At 69.8% G+C, this 15,827-nt stretch carries 17 protein-coding genes and 1 pseudogene; 8 read left to right on the plus strand and 10 right to left on the minus strand.

The genetic code is table 11. The features are described from left to right. The first annotated feature begins 148 nt into the window (after positions 1 to 148). Together GEV28_RS22590 and GEV28_RS22595 are read left to right on the plus strand one after the other, a co-directional pair. Entirely contained in the window at positions 149 to 616 is a 468-nt protein-coding gene (locus GEV28_RS22590) for a hypothetical protein (protein ID WP_291414114.1), read from the plus strand. A 69-nt stretch (positions 617 to 685) separates the two neighbouring features. Next, positions 686 to 1,069, plus strand: a complete 384-nt coding sequence (locus GEV28_RS22595) for a hypothetical protein (protein WP_291414115.1) — start codon at positions 686 to 688, stop codon at positions 1,067 to 1,069. A 492-nt stretch (positions 1,070 to 1,561) separates the two neighbouring features. Here GEV28_RS22595 and GEV28_RS22600 read toward each other — a convergent pair whose 3' ends face one another. The 5 genes from GEV28_RS22600 to GEV28_RS22620 all read right to left on the minus strand — a co-directional run bounded on the left by GEV28_RS22600 (position 1,562) and on the right by GEV28_RS22620 (position 7,751). Further along, positions 1,562 to 4,720 carry a DUF87 domain-containing protein gene (locus GEV28_RS22600; protein WP_291414116.1) on the minus strand — a complete coding sequence of 1,053 codons (3,159 nt, stop codon included), beginning with the start codon at positions 4,718 to 4,720 and terminating at the stop codon, positions 1,562 to 1,564. Beyond that, entirely contained in the window at positions 4,717 to 5,334 is a 618-nt protein-coding gene (locus GEV28_RS22605; protein ID WP_291414117.1) for a hypothetical protein, read from the minus strand. The genes GEV28_RS22600 and GEV28_RS22605 overlap by 4 nt, the downstream gene beginning before the upstream one ends. 23 nt (positions 5,335 to 5,357) lie before the next feature. Next, positions 5,358 to 6,419: a hypothetical protein gene (locus tag GEV28_RS22610; RefSeq protein WP_291414118.1), complete on the minus strand. Its 1,062-nt coding sequence runs from the start codon at positions 6,417 to 6,419 to the stop codon at positions 5,358 to 5,360. Continuing rightward, the gene (locus GEV28_RS22615) at positions 6,416 to 6,925 is read right to left on the minus strand and encodes a DUF4365 domain-containing protein (protein ID WP_291414119.1); all 510 of its coding nucleotides are present in this window, start codon (positions 6,923 to 6,925) and stop codon (positions 6,416 to 6,418) included. Before GEV28_RS22615 ends, GEV28_RS22610 begins: the two co-directional genes overlap by 4 nt. 133 nt (positions 6,926 to 7,058) lie before the next feature. Next, positions 7,059 to 7,751, minus strand: a complete 693-nt coding sequence (locus GEV28_RS22620) for a DUF429 domain-containing protein (protein WP_291414120.1) — start codon at positions 7,749 to 7,751, stop codon at positions 7,059 to 7,061. A gap of 109 nt (positions 7,752 to 7,860) precedes the next feature. Between GEV28_RS22620 and GEV28_RS22625 the strand changes: the two genes are divergently transcribed. Further along, positions 7,861 to 8,643 (plus strand): peptidoglycan DD-metalloendopeptidase family protein, encoded by a 783-nt coding sequence (locus GEV28_RS22625; RefSeq protein WP_291414121.1) that lies wholly within the window; start codon positions 7,861 to 7,863, stop codon positions 8,641 to 8,643. A gap of 170 nt (positions 8,644 to 8,813) precedes the next feature. On the opposite strand, the gene GEV28_RS22630 is transcribed toward GEV28_RS22625, so the two are convergent. Both GEV28_RS22630 and GEV28_RS22635 read right to left on the minus strand, forming a co-directional pair. Then, on the minus strand, positions 8,814 to 9,371 hold the full coding sequence (locus GEV28_RS22630; protein WP_291414122.1) for an SDR family oxidoreductase: 558 nt from the start codon (positions 9,369 to 9,371) through the stop codon (positions 8,814 to 8,816). Continuing rightward, entirely contained in the window at positions 9,329 to 9,562 is a 234-nt protein-coding gene (locus GEV28_RS22635; protein ID WP_291414123.1) for an SDR family NAD(P)-dependent oxidoreductase, read from the minus strand. The genes GEV28_RS22630 and GEV28_RS22635 overlap by 43 nt, the downstream gene beginning before the upstream one ends. On the opposite strand from GEV28_RS22635, the pseudogene GEV28_RS42465 reads away from it, so the two are divergent. Further along, a pseudogene (locus tag GEV28_RS42465) lies at positions 9,561 to 9,815 on the plus strand (DUF6886 family protein); the annotation flags it as partial. The gene GEV28_RS22635 and the pseudogene GEV28_RS42465 overlap by 2 nt on opposite strands. Before the next feature lie 206 nt (positions 9,816 to 10,021). After that, a complete protein-coding gene (locus GEV28_RS22640; protein ID WP_291414124.1) occupies positions 10,022 to 10,321 on the plus strand; it encodes a DUF6886 family protein in 300 nt (99 codons plus the stop codon). A gap of 27 nt (positions 10,322 to 10,348) precedes the next feature. Here the strand turns inward: GEV28_RS22640 and GEV28_RS22645 are convergent, their stop codons facing one another. Continuing rightward, positions 10,349 to 11,473 carry a PLP-dependent aminotransferase family protein gene (locus tag GEV28_RS22645; protein WP_291414125.1) on the minus strand — a complete coding sequence of 375 codons (1,125 nt, stop codon included), beginning with the start codon at positions 11,471 to 11,473 and terminating at the stop codon, positions 10,349 to 10,351. A 220-nt stretch (positions 11,474 to 11,693) separates the two neighbouring features. Between GEV28_RS22645 and GEV28_RS22650 the strand changes: the two genes are divergently transcribed. Next, entirely contained in the window at positions 11,694 to 12,125 is a 432-nt protein-coding gene (locus tag GEV28_RS22650; RefSeq protein ID WP_291414126.1) for a hypothetical protein, read from the plus strand. 42 nt (positions 12,126 to 12,167) lie between these two features. Here GEV28_RS22650 and GEV28_RS22655 read toward each other — a convergent pair whose 3' ends face one another. Beyond that, positions 12,168 to 12,998, minus strand: a complete 831-nt coding sequence (locus GEV28_RS22655; RefSeq protein ID WP_291414127.1) for a metalloregulator ArsR/SmtB family transcription factor — start codon at positions 12,996 to 12,998, stop codon at positions 12,168 to 12,170. A gap of 309 nt (positions 12,999 to 13,307) precedes the next feature. Here GEV28_RS22655 and GEV28_RS22660 point away from each other — a divergent pair, with 309 nt between their 5' ends. After that, on the plus strand, positions 13,308 to 13,682 hold the full coding sequence (locus GEV28_RS22660) for an FKBP-type peptidyl-prolyl cis-trans isomerase (protein ID WP_291414128.1): 375 nt from the start codon (positions 13,308 to 13,310) through the stop codon (positions 13,680 to 13,682). A 23-nt stretch (positions 13,683 to 13,705) separates the two neighbouring features. Here the strand turns inward: GEV28_RS22660 and GEV28_RS22665 are convergent, their stop codons facing one another. Further along, positions 13,706 to 14,449, minus strand: a complete 744-nt coding sequence (locus GEV28_RS22665; protein ID WP_291414129.1) for an alpha/beta fold hydrolase — start codon at positions 14,447 to 14,449, stop codon at positions 13,706 to 13,708. Between the two features lie 47 nt (positions 14,450 to 14,496). On the opposite strand from GEV28_RS22665, the gene GEV28_RS22670 reads away from it, so the two are divergent. Continuing rightward, positions 14,497 to 15,822: a cytochrome P450 gene (locus GEV28_RS22670; RefSeq protein ID WP_291414130.1), complete on the plus strand. Its 1,326-nt coding sequence runs from the start codon at positions 14,497 to 14,499 to the stop codon at positions 15,820 to 15,822. The last annotated feature ends 5 nt before the right edge of the window (positions 15,823 to 15,827 follow it).

Genomic DNA, 15,827 nt, shown 5'->3' on the forward strand with positions numbered 1-15,827 from the left:
CCACAACCCGAAAGGCCCTCGACACAGCCGGCACACCGCAGGTCGGCGGAGCGAACACGCCCATACACGCCAACACCACCAACAAGATCAACAAATCGAACGCAAGATCATCCATCAGCGGCGTGAAAGACCGAGGCTAGGTGGATCCGTGGGCTGGATAAAGGCACGTCGCGAGGCGAAGCGTGTTGAGGCGACCAAATTTGGCCTCCTCTGGACGGCATCCCTTCAGTGTCTGGACTCCCTTGGGGCGGCTTGGGAAGAGGCGCGAGGGACGCGCCAGGCCTGGCCGATTCTGTTCGAGTACGCCCGTTACGGCACCGAGTGCTGGCATTCGATCGTGCAACATCGAGTGCCCGGTGATCCGAACCTGGACTTCGACGGTGGCGGGCTGACGTTCTACTTTCCCAAGGAATTTCCCGACGGGCAGATCTTTCAATGGGCGGACCGCGTGCGAGTCGATCGACAGAGGGTCGTCGGTCTCGTGCTCGCGCACACGGAACTGTGTCGGGACGTGAGTGCCGGCCTCGATCACCAGACCATCGGCCAGTACGTCGATCACCTGGAGTCGTACGCCGGCTGGGCCCACCTAACGCTGAGGCAAGTTCTCCCGGTGTAGGGCACCTCGCTTGCCTAGCCGGAGTCAGCGGGAGGAGGCAGCTCGGGGGATCAGTACGACGCCGACGCAGTGTCCGTGTGGGTCGCCGGGCACAAGGTCGGTCATCTCGGCCGCGAGGACGCGCAGCGGCTGCGACCGGGCCTGCTCCGGCTGCAGCGGCTCCACCGGCGGCCGATCGCGTTGCCGGGGGTCATCGTCGGTGGCGGGTCGGCACCGAACCTCGGCGTGTTCCTGAACTTCGACGCTGCCGAGTTCGGTGTTCCGGCAACGCGGACGCGGCCGCCGAGGACAGGAAACCTCAGAACGGGACTGTCGAATGCCGTCGAAACCGACCCTGCCGACGACCGGTACGACCTGGGCTGGCTGCACACCCTGCCGGACGACCCGGCGCAACGCCTGTGGCGGCTGCACGAGCTGCTGCGTACGGAGACCGACATGATCAGCCGGCACTAGGCCATGTCTCGTGGATCTTGGATCGTGGTATTCGCGCCCAGATGCCCCCTGGCCGCGTTGTCGAAAGGCCCGAATACAACCCGGTATGCGCAACCTTCCTCCGCCTTGCCAGGAGCCATCTGGATCACGAATCCCATCGACCAAGACCCACGAGACACGACCTAGGTGTCCGCCGAGCTGGAGTCCACTCTGTACGGACTGCGCGACACCATGCCGACCGCCCTCGACGAGTACGGCGCAGCGTGCCGGCGGCACGACTCGGAGATGGGCTACATCGTGCCCGCGCTGCTCGAGAAGTTCGGCGTGGTGCCGCACCTGGACACCTACCGCCAGGCCGCGATCCGCCACCACAAGGCCAAGAACCCGGCCCTGGCCCTGTGGTGGGCCGAACGCGGCATCGCGTGGGTACGGCGACCACCCGGCGAACCCCGACGCGCTGCTCGACCTCCACAAGCGCGCCGGCACCTACCGCACCGCGGTCGCCCGGATCAGCTAACCCGCGTCCGGATCCTCCGCCGGCCACTGCGCACTCCTGGCCCGACGAGCTACCTCCTCCGGGGTGAGTGCGCTCTTCGGGTGATGACTCAGACACATCGGACTGCGGAGCCGCTGGAAGCGAGATCCTTCGTTGGCCGCGTAGAAATAGCCGGGTTTCAGCGCGCCGATATTGGGAATCCGACCTCCTTTGGCCTGCGCCATGTCCTCCGCCGCCTGGATCTGCACCGGTGCGTTCAGCTGGCCGATGACCAGCGTCGACGTGTTCCCGGGAATGCTGTTGTTCAGGCCTTTCGGCTTCTGGGTGGCGAACATCAGCCCCAGGCCGTACTTTCGCGCCTGTGCGGCCAGCATCAGCGTGCTCTGCGTACTCGGCGTGAACGCACCCGCTGGCGCCACGATCTGCGCCTCATCCATGACAAGGAGGCTTCCGAGCGGGCGATCGCCCGCCGGGTTGTTCTTGATCCACGCGAACAGCTCCAGTTGCAACTGGTTGACGAAGCTCTGCCGTTGCTCATCCGAGGACAGGCCGATAAAGCTGATCACCGAGATCCGAGCCCGCTTCCCCGCGGACGGGGTCAGCAGCAGGCCCGGGTCCACCGCCACGCCGGCACCACCGAACAACGCGTCGTTGACCTTCGCTGCCCGCAAGGATTTCGCCAGCTCCGCGGCGAGCTTGGGCGCATCGTCGAGGCTGCTCACGCCGTCCGGTAAGTCAGCAAGCACCGAGATGAACCCCTCCAAGCTGCGCTCGCCTCGGCGAGCATAAGAGGTCAGCGCCTCCCGCAGCACGGCCCTGCTCCATTTCGCCTTGTTGTTCGCCCCGGTGACGTTGGCACGAGGAACCAGGCTGGCGACGGCGGCGTCAACCGCGCCGTTGAACTCATCCGGATCGTCGCGGACGCTGGCGAAGTCCGGAAGCGGCTGGAAGCTCAGCGGGCGGCCGCTCTGCCGACCCGGCGTCCAGACGACGAGCTCGGTGCCGGAGATGTACCGGGTGGCACGCCCAGGGTCCCCGGGTCCCCAGTTGTCTGGCGGTGTCGGCCAAGGGTCGCCGAGACGAGCCAGGTCGTTGTTGGGATCGAGCACGATCGACGACACGCCGCGAAGTGCGCACTCTTCCACCAACCGGCGGATCAGCACGGTCTTGCCTGACCCGGTGCCGGCGAAGATCGCGGTGTGCTTGCGCAGTGACTCGAGTGTCACCCTTACCGGCGTGCCGTCGGCCACGTTCTCACCGATCACGATGGACAGGGGATCGTCCGACCCCGTCGGTGCCGCCTCCGGCTCCGTCCACACCGCCGTCGACCGGCCTGGCTCAGTGGGTATCACAGCCGGCGCGGTCCGCACGGTCGGCGGGTCGTCGGTCGACGCGTCGACCTCCTTGCCCAGGATGTTGTCCAGCAATTCCGTGCGGCTCGCCGGCTTCCTCGCGACCAGCCACGGTTCAAGTCCCGGCGGTTTGTCCCTGAGCAGTTCCTCGAGAGCGCGGAACGTTCGCAGGTCGTCATCGGTGATCGGGCGATCCCTGCCGCCGGACTCCTTGAGCAGCGCGACCTGCTGCGCGGTGACCCGGCCGTGTGGCCAGAGCGAGTTGCGCAGGATGACCAGGTCGCGCGTGCCGTCCGGCCGCAGGCCCGCTTCGGTGTGGGCGTTGCGGAGCCTCGTCTGCGCGGCTCTAGGGTTCGAGTGTGCCACCGCGCGGAACGACCAGTGCGCCTCGTCGTCGGTCTCCTCATCGAGATTTCGGCGCAGTCGTGCGTGTAGTGCGGGTTGTGGGCCACCCGGTGTCGGATCGAGGGTCCACTCCAAACCACTGTCGCCGTGCTCGACCATCCAGGCCGTGAGTCCGGCCGTCAGCAGCGCCGGCATCACCCGGCTCTCGGTCGCCGGGTCGAGCGCGGACCGCACGTCCGCGTGTTGCTTGAGCTCGGTGTACCGGCGGTCCAACGGATCCAGGTCAAGCGGCGGCGCCACCACCTCGTCCAGCGACGCGACCTCGGAGTCCAGCCTGTCCAGTTCGGACACCTGACTGGTCCGCAGGCAGTACTGCACGTGCGTGTGGACGCGCCTGAGCAGCGCGCGTGGAGTGAACTGGTTCCCGATCCCCTCGAACGCCCGCTCCGCGACCGGCCACGTCGGATGCGGCGGCACGAAGCCGACATCTTCGTAGGCGGCGCGGAGCCGCTGCGTCACCAGCGCCCGGGCGATTCCCGCGTCGGGGATCCGCGCGAGGATGCCCACCTCGCTGAACCGGTCAGCGGCGGTGCCGATCGTGACTTCCTTGAGCCGCAGCCAGGTACGCGGGATGCAGGACACGAGGGTCATCGCGCGGCGCGTGTTGTCGCGCAGCGCCATGAGCCCGTCAGCGACCTGTGCCAGGTTCAGGTAGCTCGGATCCTCCGGCCGGTTGTCGATCGAGTCGATCTGGTCCACGGCGAATACGGTCGGTCCGATGAGCGCGAGCAGCCACGACACGTCCCGGACGACGCGGTGCGGATCCCTCGGGCGCAGCCGTATGCCCCACTCGGCGAGATCGGTCTGGTTCGGCACCTCGAACGTGGTGAGGAAATCCTCGCCCAGCGGACTCAGCGACAAGTCTGACGAGGCGAACAGGACCAGCGCGCGCAACGTCTCCTGGCACTCCTGGGCGACCTGCATGTCCACTTCACGCAGGGCCAGCACCAGGTCGTCGAGGTCCTTCTTGGAGGGTCGGTCGACGCCGGTGATCCGCGCCGCCTGCCGGGCCGGCAGGCCGACCAGCGCGGCCAGCCGGCTCAACATGAGCGAGAGCTGGGTCTGTCTCCTCTCGTTGGTGCGCATCAGGTCGCGCCGGATAGCGTGCTCCATGCTGGGCCAGAACGCCCTGCCCTGGTCGAGATCCACCAGGAAGAAGTAGCCGTCCTCCAACTGCACCTGACGCCGCACCCAGCCGAGCAGGTGGGTCTTGCCCGAGCCCCGCTGGCCCTGCAGCACGAGTCCGATCGGGCTCCCAAGGTCCGGTCCCTTGGCCTGCCGCAGCCCGGCGAGCACCTCGCGCTCCATAGCGACGTGCATGCCATCGACGTGAAATCCCGACCTACCCCACACGTCATCCGGTGTCCATGCCCAGTTGAAGCGCAGCGCGGCGAGTGCGCGCTGCTCGTCCTCCGTCATGCTGGACCGATCGACAGCAGGTGGTTGTTCTCGCCACCGATGCGCAGTGCTGCGTCTCGATCCGCTTGCGTCAGCGACCGTTGGTCGTCGTCCGGCGCCAGGTTCACCTTCGGGTCCTGGTTGAGTCGCCGGAGCGCCTCGTCGACCTTGGTGCGGGATGCACCGTTGAGGTCGCGACGCAGGGCGGTAAGGCTGATCCAGTCACCCGGTTCCTTCGCCAGCTCGTCGTATGCCGCACGGATCCGATCATCGAGGGTGCCTGCCTCCTCCGGATGGAACAGGTCCGCCAGGCCCCGCTCGGCGCGTTCGAGGTGGCGGCTCAACCCGGCCAGGACGGCGTACAGGGCGTTGCCCAGCGAGCCTGCACGGGGCGGGCGACCGGCGGTGAGCTCGTCAGCACACCAGCGCCAACCTCGGTCGGTAAGTTCGTGGACGAAGGAGCGGCCGACCTTGCGGCTCTCGACGAGGCCGAGGTCGTTGAGGTACCGGCGCTCCTTGCCGTCCAGGCGAAGGCCGTGCAGCCGGTACAGCTCCGGGTTCGAGAGCTCACGCGCCTCGCCCAGCAGCGCCAGCATCGCGGCCCGCTGCGCGTTTCCCAGCTTGTCGTCCGGCATTCCTGCTCCCTTGTGATGATTGATCAGCCGAGCACTTCGAAGTCGTTCTTGGCGGTGGTCAGTTCCGCGCGTTGGGTCGTTCGCGACAGGACTCCCTTTGCGCGGACCCGTTGTCGGGCCTGGTGGGCGGCCAGCGCGGCGTGGTACGCGTCCTGGTCGGGCAGGCGAACCCACAGGACGCGGCGGTTGCCGTGGGTGCCCGCCACCTGGCCGCGGATCCTGACCCGCCAGCGGTCGGCGCGACCCGGGTCGTCGTGGAGGCTTTCGATCGCGCCGGTCACCGTCACTTCGGCCGGCTGGTGGGACTTTCGCAGGCGGCGCGCGGCCGCGGCGATCAGCTCCGCGGTGCCCTCCCCGAAGGCCACGGTCGTCGCCGGGAGGTCGGCCGGGATGCCGCGGGCCCAACGGAAGCCGATCTCGAACGGGGTGCGGCCGTCGTCGGAGAGTCCGGCCAGGCCCTCGCACAGCTCTGCGGACACGCCCGCGGTCACCGTGTCGTCGAACGCCGAGAGGTCGGCCACCGCCGCCGCGTCGCGTGCGGCCACCGCCGCGTCGTGCAGCTGCAGCGACACCCGGCGGGCCAGTTCCGGCTCCTCGTCGAGAGGAACCCGTGCGGTGAACACATAGCTGCCCGCCCGGGTCTGGCCGAGCTGCACACGGTCCACCAGGCTCGTGACCGTCGCGGACTCCTTGCCCGCGAAGGCGAAGTGCGGTCCGTCGATCACCGCGCGGGTGGCGGAGCGCACCACGGTCAGCATGCTGTGCACGGCGTGCAGGCCGGCCTTCAACGTCGTGAACCCGCTCTGCACCCCGGCCGGGAACGTGCGGTACCAGTGCTGGTCGGCGAGCGGGGAGCTGATATCGCGCGCGATCTCGTCCGGCGACCGCTGCTCGACCGTGGCCAGCACCCCGACGAGCTCCCGCACGCGCAGCTCGCCGTCCCCCATGCCGTCCCGGGCGGGCACGAGCACGTCGTAGGAGTCGTGCGACCAGACCGCGGCACCGCGCCAGCCGTCCGGCCGCCGCCGCCAGCCGGTGTGCTCGAGATAGGTGGAGATGTCTGCGATGGTCAGCGCGCCGTTCACCCGGCGCCGACCAGGGTCGAGTCGAGCAGGCGCAGCAAGGACTTGATGGTCAGCACGTTGCCGAGCGGCACCCTGACATTCCGCCGCCGCGCCGGGTTCGGCTCCTCGACCAGGTCCTCGTCCTCGAGCGAGAGGAAGTAGGCCAGGTGGCGCAACGTCATCCCGCCGGGCTCGAACAGCGCGTACTCCTCGCGCTCGCGCGGCACGGACACCAGGAACAGGTAGCGCGGAACCGTGTAGTCCGGCCCGGCGAGCCAGTTGAACTGCTGCTCGTTCAGGCCGTCGAAGTGCCATTCGCCGCTGACCGGGCGAGGCCTCGACCAGGACTTCACCTGCACTTCTATGGCCGGTGAGCTAAATCCGCCCGCGCGGCCCGGATAGCGAAAACCAAGGTCGATTCCGACCCGGTCGAGATCATAGGTGAACACGAGTAGCCCGGCGGCGGAAGCCAATGCGCGAATGTAGTCCTGGCCGAACTTTCCCTGATGGTTGTGCGCGTCCAGCACGCGTCCTCCCGCCACGCTCGCAAAAAGAACCGCGTGGCGAACCTACGCCCGCCGCACAGCCGATGTCAGGTACGTCTACCCGGATGGCGCAGTCGTTTCAGTTCGCGGCCAAGAAATTCCGTGATCAATTTTCTCAGCGCCAGATGGCGCATTCCACGCCGTCGCTGAAGATCTCGAATTCCTCGGGGAATGACCGGGCTTTTCCCTGGTGAACGCGCCGCGCGGTCCACGCGGCGACGGCCGCGTCGAGGACGTCGTCGACCGCGGCCCGCTCCCCCGCGACGCCGAGTGAGTCGGGGATCACGATGCCCTCGTCGGCGAGCAGCCGGCGGCGGAGCGCGGCGCCGGCCCACGTGCTCTTGCGGATGGTGAGCGAAGCGCCGGCGAGCTCGGCGAAGCTCACCTCGGGGTGCACCTCGACGACGCGGCACGGCGCGCTCGACCGCCAGAGGTCGACCTCGCGCACCTTCGGGAGGATGCCGTACGCCTGGATCGACATGCCCTTCCCGGTCAGCTCGACGTTGTGCTTGCTGGCGTCGGCGTGCCTGGGGAACTCGAGCGCGGTGCGGACCGGGGTCATGAAGACCGAGGACGCGAGGATCGTGCCGACCGCGCCCCGGGCCGCGAGGTCGGCGGCGCGCTGTCCCTTGTCCGGCAGGCCGATCGGGATGTCGATGGCCACCACGTCGAGCGGGCCGTCGGACCACGCGTCCGCGACGAGGTCGCCGATGGTCCTGGCCTGGTAGGCCTCGACGTGGTCACCGGTGAGGGCGATGCCGACCCAGCCGGCTTTGCAGGCGTCGACACCCAGTACGCGTTCGGTCATGCCGGGTGTGTCGTTCCCGACCTGCCAGGCGTACCGGAATGTGACACTTGATCAAACCATGTATCAGGTCGGGAGGTCGATGGTGGACAGGCGAACTCTGTTACGCGGCATGGTGATCGCGACCGGCACCGGTGTGCTCGGCGCGGGCGCGGCGAGCGCGGCAAGCTTCTACAACCCGTTCAGCGGGTACCGGATCACCGGGACCTGGCAGGACCACCTGAACAGCGGGTCGCTGGGCGGGATCGACTACGGCATGAACGTCGGCACGCAGCTGCCCGCCGCCGGCGGCGGGACCGTCCGCAACATCCCGGACAACGGCACCGGCGGGCACACCGTCACGACCTACCACGACAACGGGTACCGCACCCAGTACATGCACCTCTCGCGGTTCGTGCTCGCCGACGGCGCGGTGGTCGGCACCGGCGGGATCGTCGGCCTCTCCGGCGGGCAGCCCGGCGCGCCCGGCTCCGGCAACTCGACCGGGCCGCACCTGCACTGGCACATGATCGATCCGAACGGCACTCGCATCAGCCCGCTCGACTACCTCGGCGGAGGCGGCGGGGGCGGGCTGCCGAAGACCGCCACCGAGCAGGACGGCATCCCGGGCACGATCTTCTGGCAGCGCGCGCAGAACTGGCTGCGCATCGAGTCCGGCTACACCGGCCCGATCGACGGCGTGCCGGGCCCGAACACCTACGCCGCGGTGCAGCGCGACATGCGCGACCACCACGGCTACGCCGGGCCCATCGACGGCGTGCCGGGACCCAACACATGGGCCGCGGTGCAGCGACTCGCCGCCGCGCACGGGTACACCGGACCGATCGACGGGGTCATGGGGCCGAACTCGTGGCGCGGCTTCGCCCGGTTCCTCAACGAGGATCGCTGGGACTAGCCAGCTTGGGTCGTGTCTCGTGGATCTTGGTCGATGGGATTCGTGATCCAGATGGCTTCTGGCAAGGCGGCGGAAGGTCGCGCATACCGGGTTGTATTCGGGCCTTCCGACAACGCGGCCAGGGGGCAGCTGGGCGCGAGTACTACGATCCAAGATCCGCGAGACATGGCCTAAAGCAGCGAAGCCTCCAGGCCGCCGTCCAGGACCAGGGCCGTGCCGGTGCAGAAGGAGGACCGCGGGCCGGCCAGGAAGTGGACCGCCTCGGCCACCTCGGTCGGTGTTCCGTAGCGGCCCAGCTTGCGGGTGATCAGCGCGTCGAAGCCACCCGGGCCGAGGTGCTCGTCGATCGCCGGGGCGGTGGCCCGGACGAGGTCGGTGCCGATGAAACCGGGCACGACGGCGTTGACCCGGACGCCCTGGTCGCGCAGCTCGATCGCCGCGGTCTTCGTCAGGTTGACCACCGCCGCCTTGGCCGCGGCGTAGTGGGCCATCAGCGGCGAGCCGGCGTTGGCGGTGACCGACGCGATCGTCACGACCGAGCCGCCGCCCGCCGCGATGATCGCCGGGGCGGCGTGGCGGATCGCGAGAAAGACGCCGTCGAGGTTGACCGCCATGACCTCGCGCCACGCGGCCAGGTCCATCGCGAGCAAGGGTGCGGGGGCGCCGACGCCGGCGTTGGGCACCATCACGTGCAGGGCGCCGAACCGGTCGACGGTCTGCTCGACCAAGGCCCGCACCTGGTCCTCGGCGCGGACGTCGCAGGTATCGCGGTGGCGCCGATGTTGTCCGCGCTCTTGCGGGCGGCCTCGGCGTCGATGTCGGACACGACGACCGTCGCGCCGGCCGCCCCCAGCCGCGCGGCGATCGCGTGGCCGATGCCGCGGCCCGCCCCGGTGACGATGGCAACCCGGCCGTTCATGCGCTCAGGATCGCCGGGGCGGCGTGACACCTGGTCGAATTCACCTCGGAGGTGGGCCGTGCGACCGGAGCCCGGACAGGTGCTGCACTTCTCGGCGGACCCGACGATCACGCGGTTCGCCCCGCACGTGGCGGCGACCGCGCAGGTGCCGGAGCCGTACGTGTGGGCGGTCGACGCCGCGCGGGCGCCCGACTACTGGTTCCCGCGGCAGTGCCCGCGCGCGATGGCGTGGGTCGACCCGACGACCACGGACGAGGACCGGTCGCTGGTGCTAGGGCACGGCTGGCGGACCATCGGCCGCGCGATTCGCGCCCAAGCGGCTCCTGGCCGCGTTGTCGCAACGGCCGAGTACGACCCGGTACGAGGCCATTGCTCCGCCTTGCCAGGAGCCACCTGGATCACGAATCCCATCGACCATGATCCGCCAGACGCGCCCCAGGCCCGGGCGGCGGCGAGCGCGTGCACGCGGTCGAGTACGGCTGGCTGGACGCGATCCGCACCGTGCGGCTCTACGCCTACCGGCTGCCCGCCGACCGGTTCACGCCGATCGGCGCCGAGGCCCACGCGCAGGTCGCCACCGAGCCGGTCGAGCCGCTCGGCCCACCCGAACCGGTCGGCGACCTGCTGGCCCTGCACGAGGATGCCGGCATCCAGCTCCGGGTGCTCCCAAACCTGTGGCCGTTCTGGGACATCGTGACCACGACGACCCTCGGCTTCAGCGGCGTCAGGCTCCGCTTCGCACGCCCCCGGCCGCGGTAGGACCGCGACCTCGAGTCCACTGTGGAGTCATCCGGGCAGGACGGTGGACAGGCGGCGCAGTCCCTCCGCGATCTCGTCCGGGGTGTTGGTGGTGAACGACAGACGCAGCGTCGCGGGGTCCGGGTCGGCCACGAAGAACGGCGCGCCCGGCACGAACGCGACCTGCTCGCGCAGCGCGGAACGCAGGATGGCCGCGGTGTCGACCGCGCCGGGCAGGCGCAGCCAGATGAACATACCGCCGTCCGGATCCGTCCACCTGGCACCGTCCGGAGTGGCGTCGGGCAGGGCGGCGATCATCGCGTCGCGGCGGGTTCGGTACTCCGCGCGGAGTCGCACCACGTGACCGTCCAGATCGGACGACTCCAGGTAGATGGCGGCCGCGGCCTGGTCGATCGTCGACGTGTGCAGGTCGGCCGTCTGCTTCGCGATCACCAGGGTCGGCATCAGCAGTGCGGGCGCCCGCAACCAGCCCAGCCGAAGGCCGGGCGCGCAGATCTTCGACAGGCTGCCGAGGCTGATCACGCGGTCGGTGGGCGCGGCACCCAGCGCGGGCAGCGACTCGCCGCGGTAGCGCAGCTCGCCGTACGGGTCGTCCTCGACCACCCACAGGTCGTTGGCCGCGGCGAGCGCGGTGACCTCGAGCCTGCGGGCCATGGTGAGCGTCCGGCCGGTCGGGTTGGCGAACGTCGGCACGAGGTACAGCAGCGTCGGCTTCTCCCGCTCGATCACCTCGGCCAGCGACGACGGCACGATCCCGTCGTCGTCGCTCGCCACCGGGACCACCCGCGCGCCGACCATCTGGAAGCACTGCAGCGCGGCGAGGTAGGTGGGCTCCTCCACCGCGACGACCGAACCCGGTCCGAGCAGCGCCGTCGCCACCAGGGTCAGCGCCTGCTGCGACCCGGTGGTGATGAGCAGGTCGTCCTCCCGCGTGTCCAGCCCGCGGCCGGTGAGCCGGGTCGCGACGAGCGCACGCAGCGTCACGTTGCCCTCGGTGGGCGCGTACTGCAGGTTTCGCCGCGCGCCCGGCTCCTCGAGCGCCTCGGCGAACGCCGCCCGCCAACCGTCCACATCGAACAGCTCGGGTGCTGGCAGGCCGCCGGCGAACGAGATCACCTCGGGCTGGGCGGTCAGGGCCAGCAGATCCCGCACCGGGGAACTCTCGGACGTTCTCGGCGAACGGGTCAAAACGGACGGACGCACTTCGGCTCCTCACACGTCGAACAGGGGTCCGCACACAGGGCGGTGGTGCCGCACGGGTGCAAGCGAAAAGAGGCTGCACTGGTCGAGGAGCCGTCCCCCACAGCATACGCACTGGTCGCCAATCATGCGCCTGAATAACATGGTCGGCGACCACCGAAAGGAGCACGTCGTGACCGACACACGCCCGGACGCGCTACGCCGGCTGGACCCATTGACCGGCCGATGGGCGGTGACCGTGCACATCGGCGACGCGACGATGCGGGGGCAGGTGAGCTTCGAGTGGCAGGAGGGCTTGTTCCTCGTGGCGCGTTCCACCACCGAGCACGCCGTGGTCCCCGACAGCGTCCTGATGATCGGTGTCGACGACACCACCGAGGCGTGCGCGGTGCTCTACACCGACAGCCGCGGCGTGCACCGGATCTACCGGATGAGCGTGGCCGACGGCGTGTGGCGGCAGTGGCGCGACGCCCCGGGGTTCGCCCAGCGCTTCACCGGCACGTTCGCCGACGGTGGCGACACGATCAACGCCGCGTGGGAGAAGTGCTTCGACGGCACGACGTGGGAGCACGACTTCGACATGACGTATCGCCGGCAGGGCTGACCCCTCCTGGGAGTCAGCCTGCCGGCGGCGGTGCGGCCAAGCTCAGTTCTCCTCGGCCCACCGCTCGGCCACCGAGCTGTCGTACAGCGACGAGCCGGTCTCCAGCAGCGTCTTCAGGTCGCTGAGCACCTCGGCCCAGCCACCGCCCGCACCCTCGACCGTGCCGGCGACCTGCGCGGCGGTCTGCGGCGCGTCGTGCACGTCGTGGGTGACGGTGAGCGTCGTGACGCCGTGCTGGCCCTCGCGGATCTCGTAGGTCAGCTTGGTGTGGGCCTCGTCGAGCCAGGTCGGCCGCCAGGTCTGGACCAGCTTGTGCGGCGGGTCGACCTCGACGACCTCGCCCTCCACCATCAGCTCCGGCCCGCCCATCGCCTTCATCTCCTCGCTCGCGAGCGCCTTGAACTCGCCGCCCTGGCGCAGGTCGTAGGCGGACCTGCCGCCGTAGCCGTACCGCTGCGTCCACTCCGGCTTGGTGATCGCGTCCCAGATCGCCTGCGGCGTGGCCTTGATGTAGACGCAGTGCACCTGGACGGTGGTGGCGGTCTCGGTGGTGGTCATGGGTTCCTCCAACAGTGACTTCAGATCGGCGAGGGCCGACACCTGTGGCTCGGTGTACTTGTCGATCCACCGGTCGTGGATCAGTCGGATCGGGACGACGTTGAGGAAGTGGAGCTTCTCCCGGCCGGACCGGCGGGTGGTGACGAGACCGGCGTCCTCCAGCTGACGCAGGTGCTTCGCCACGCCGAACCGGGTCATCTCCAGCTCCGACTCCAGGTCGGTGAGCGTCCGACCGTCCTTGTTGAACAACCGGTCGAGCAGGTAACGCCGAGTCCGGTCAGCGAGCGCCTTGAACACCCTGTCGTCGTCGGTCATGCCGGAAGATTATGTGACCAAATGGTCACGTATCAACGCCTCGCGGCGACTCGGTTGCCCACAACCGGCCCGGCTGTCCACAGCCGACCCGCGATCGCCCGGAACCGTCGGCGCTGGCCGATAGGGTGAAACCAGGGGTCCCCCAGGCCGGCGCGGACAGGTCTGAGCAGCGGCGTTCGCATTCGCAACCGGGTGGACCGGGCTCCCGGGCCGCCATCCTCGGCGCGGCGGGATCGCCCGATCGGCTCGGGGCCACGGCGGCTGGTTGGATGAGTCGGGTAACGCGAAGCAATCCAGAAGGAGACCCGCATGGCCCTCGAAAAGCCCGTAGTCGACCCCATCGGCGGTCCGCCGCCGGCTGATCTGGTCGTCGAGGACATCACCGTGGGCGACGGCGACGAGGCCCAGCCCGGTCAGAACGTGAGCGTGCACTACGTCGGTGTGGCCCACTCCTCCGGCGAGGAGTTCGACGCCTCGTGGAACCGGGGCGCGCCGTTCAGCTTCCCGCTCGGTGGTGGCCGGGTCATCGCCGGCTGGGACCGGGGCGTCGCCGGCATGAAGGTCGGCGGCCGGCGCAAGCTCGTCATCCCGCCGCACCTCGGCTACGGCGACCACGGTGCCGGTGGCGCCATCAAGCCGGGCGAGACACTGGTGTTCGTCGTCGACCTCCTGGGCGTTCGGTAACCCACCCGAGCCGTCGTCGCGACTCAGGGCGTGAGTCGGTCGACCAAGGGCCACAACGCCTTCGGGTTCTCGACGTGGGCGTTGTGGCCCAGCCCGGCCAACGACGCGAAGTCGGGTTGGAGCTCACGCAGGTGCTCGCCAGGGGACATCGGATCCGACGACCCCGCCGCCAGGATCGCCGTGCCGCGGCACGCCGCCAGCAGACCCGGCACGTCCGGGGCGCCGACCCCGAACACCGCGGTGTCGAGGGTGAGCCGCCAGCCTGCGGACTCGGTCACCCCCGCGTCGAGCGACGGCAGCCGACCGTGCAGGCCGGCCACCTTCAGTGCGCGGTCCATGGCCTCCGCACGGGTGCCGAACACCTTGGCCGGGCGCGCCGCCAGCTCGGCCGCCTTGGCCAGCTCCGGCTCGGACCAGCGGACCTTGATCCCCAGACCGCACACCGCCGGCACCGGCATCCCGAACCAGCCGCTCGCGAGCGTCAGCCCGAGCACGCCGCCCAGCGAGTGCCCCAGCACCGCCACCGGCCGGCCCGGCTCGAGCACCCCGGCGAGCGCCGCGGCCAGCGCGCCGAAGGAGTAACGCGCGAGCGGCGCCGAGCGGCCGTGTCCTGGCAGGTCCGGCACGAGGATCTCGCCCGCCCACCGGCCGCCGAGCGACTCGACGAGCCCGTCCCACACCTCGCCGGTCGCGCCGAGGCCGTGCAGGAGGAGCAGAGCGGGGTCGCCGGATCCGTGCCGGGCGAGGAACACACCATCGGTAGCCACGACCGATGATCGTGCCGTACCGGAGGGTCCCGGTACAGAATGGCGGCATGTCCGTTGACACCAGTGTGATCGTCGATCCCGACACCTACCTCACCGGCGTGCCGCACGAGGTGTTCGCCGACCTGCGGTCGGACTCGGCGGTCGGCTGGATGGACGAGCCGGCCATCGACTCGTGGCCCGCCGGGCCCGGTTTCTGGGGCGTCGTGCGGCACGCGGAGGTCAAGGAGGTGATGCGCAACCCGACCGTCTACTCCTCATACCTCGGCGCCACGCAGATCACCGACCCGCCCGACGCGGCCACGCTGGCATTCGTCCGGCAGATGATGCTCAACCAGGACCCGCCGGAGCACGCGCGGCTGCGCAAGCTCCTCACCCGCGCGTTCACCCCGCGCGCGATCGCCCGGCTCGAGGAGAAGATCGACGGGTGGGCCCGCGGCCTCGTCGAGGACGTCGCGGCCCGGGGTGAGTGCGACTTCGCCACCGACATCGCCGCCGACCTGCCGCTGCTCACGCTCGCCGAGCTCTTCGGCGTGCCCAGCGTGGACCGGTGGCTGATGTTCGACTGGAGCAACAGGGTCATCGGCTACCAGGACCACGAGTACGCGCTCTCCTCACACGCCCAGGAGGACGGCTCGACCGAGATGGCCAGGCGGGCGCTCGCGCTGCGACCCCGACCCGACGCCGACGGCCGGCTGCCCGACCAACGCACCCGCGGCGGCATGCCCGACCTCTACGCCTACGCGCACGAGCTCGGCGAGTACAAGCGTCGCAACCCGGGCGAGGACATCATGTCGAACCTGATGCGCGAGGTGGGCGACGGTGACGACGAGGCCGGCGGGCGGGTGTCGGTCGGGGAGTTCGAGAACCTCTTCTGGCTGTTCTCCGTGGCGGGCAACGAGACGCTGCGCAACGCCCTGCCCGGCGGCATGTTCGCCCTGCTGTCCAATATGGACCAGTACAGGAGGCTGCGCGCGGACCGGACCCTGTTGTCCACGGCCGTCGACGAGATGCTCCGCTGGTGGTCACCCGTCATGCGGTTCCGCCGAACGGCCACGGTGGACACAGAGCTCGGCGGCATCCGGATCCGCGCGGGCGACAAGGTCGTGGTCTGGTTCTCCTCCGCCAACCGGGACGAGCGCGCGTTCGCCGACCCGCACCGGTTCGACGTCGCCCGGGCGACCAACGACCACCTGAGCTTCGGCCACGGCCCGCACTACTGCATCGGCGCGCACCTGGCGAAGGTCCAGATGCGGGCGCTGTTCACCGCGCTCCTCGACGTGCTCGGCGAGGTCGAGCCGGCCGGCGACCCGGTGCGGCTGCGGTCGAACTTCCAGAACGGCATCAAGCACCTGCCGATCCGCTGGACGCGCTGAGCGGC

This window comes from Actinophytocola sp. (assembly GCF_009379765.1).
Taxonomy (GTDB): domain Bacteria; phylum Actinomycetota; class Actinomycetes; order Mycobacteriales; family Pseudonocardiaceae; genus Actinophytocola.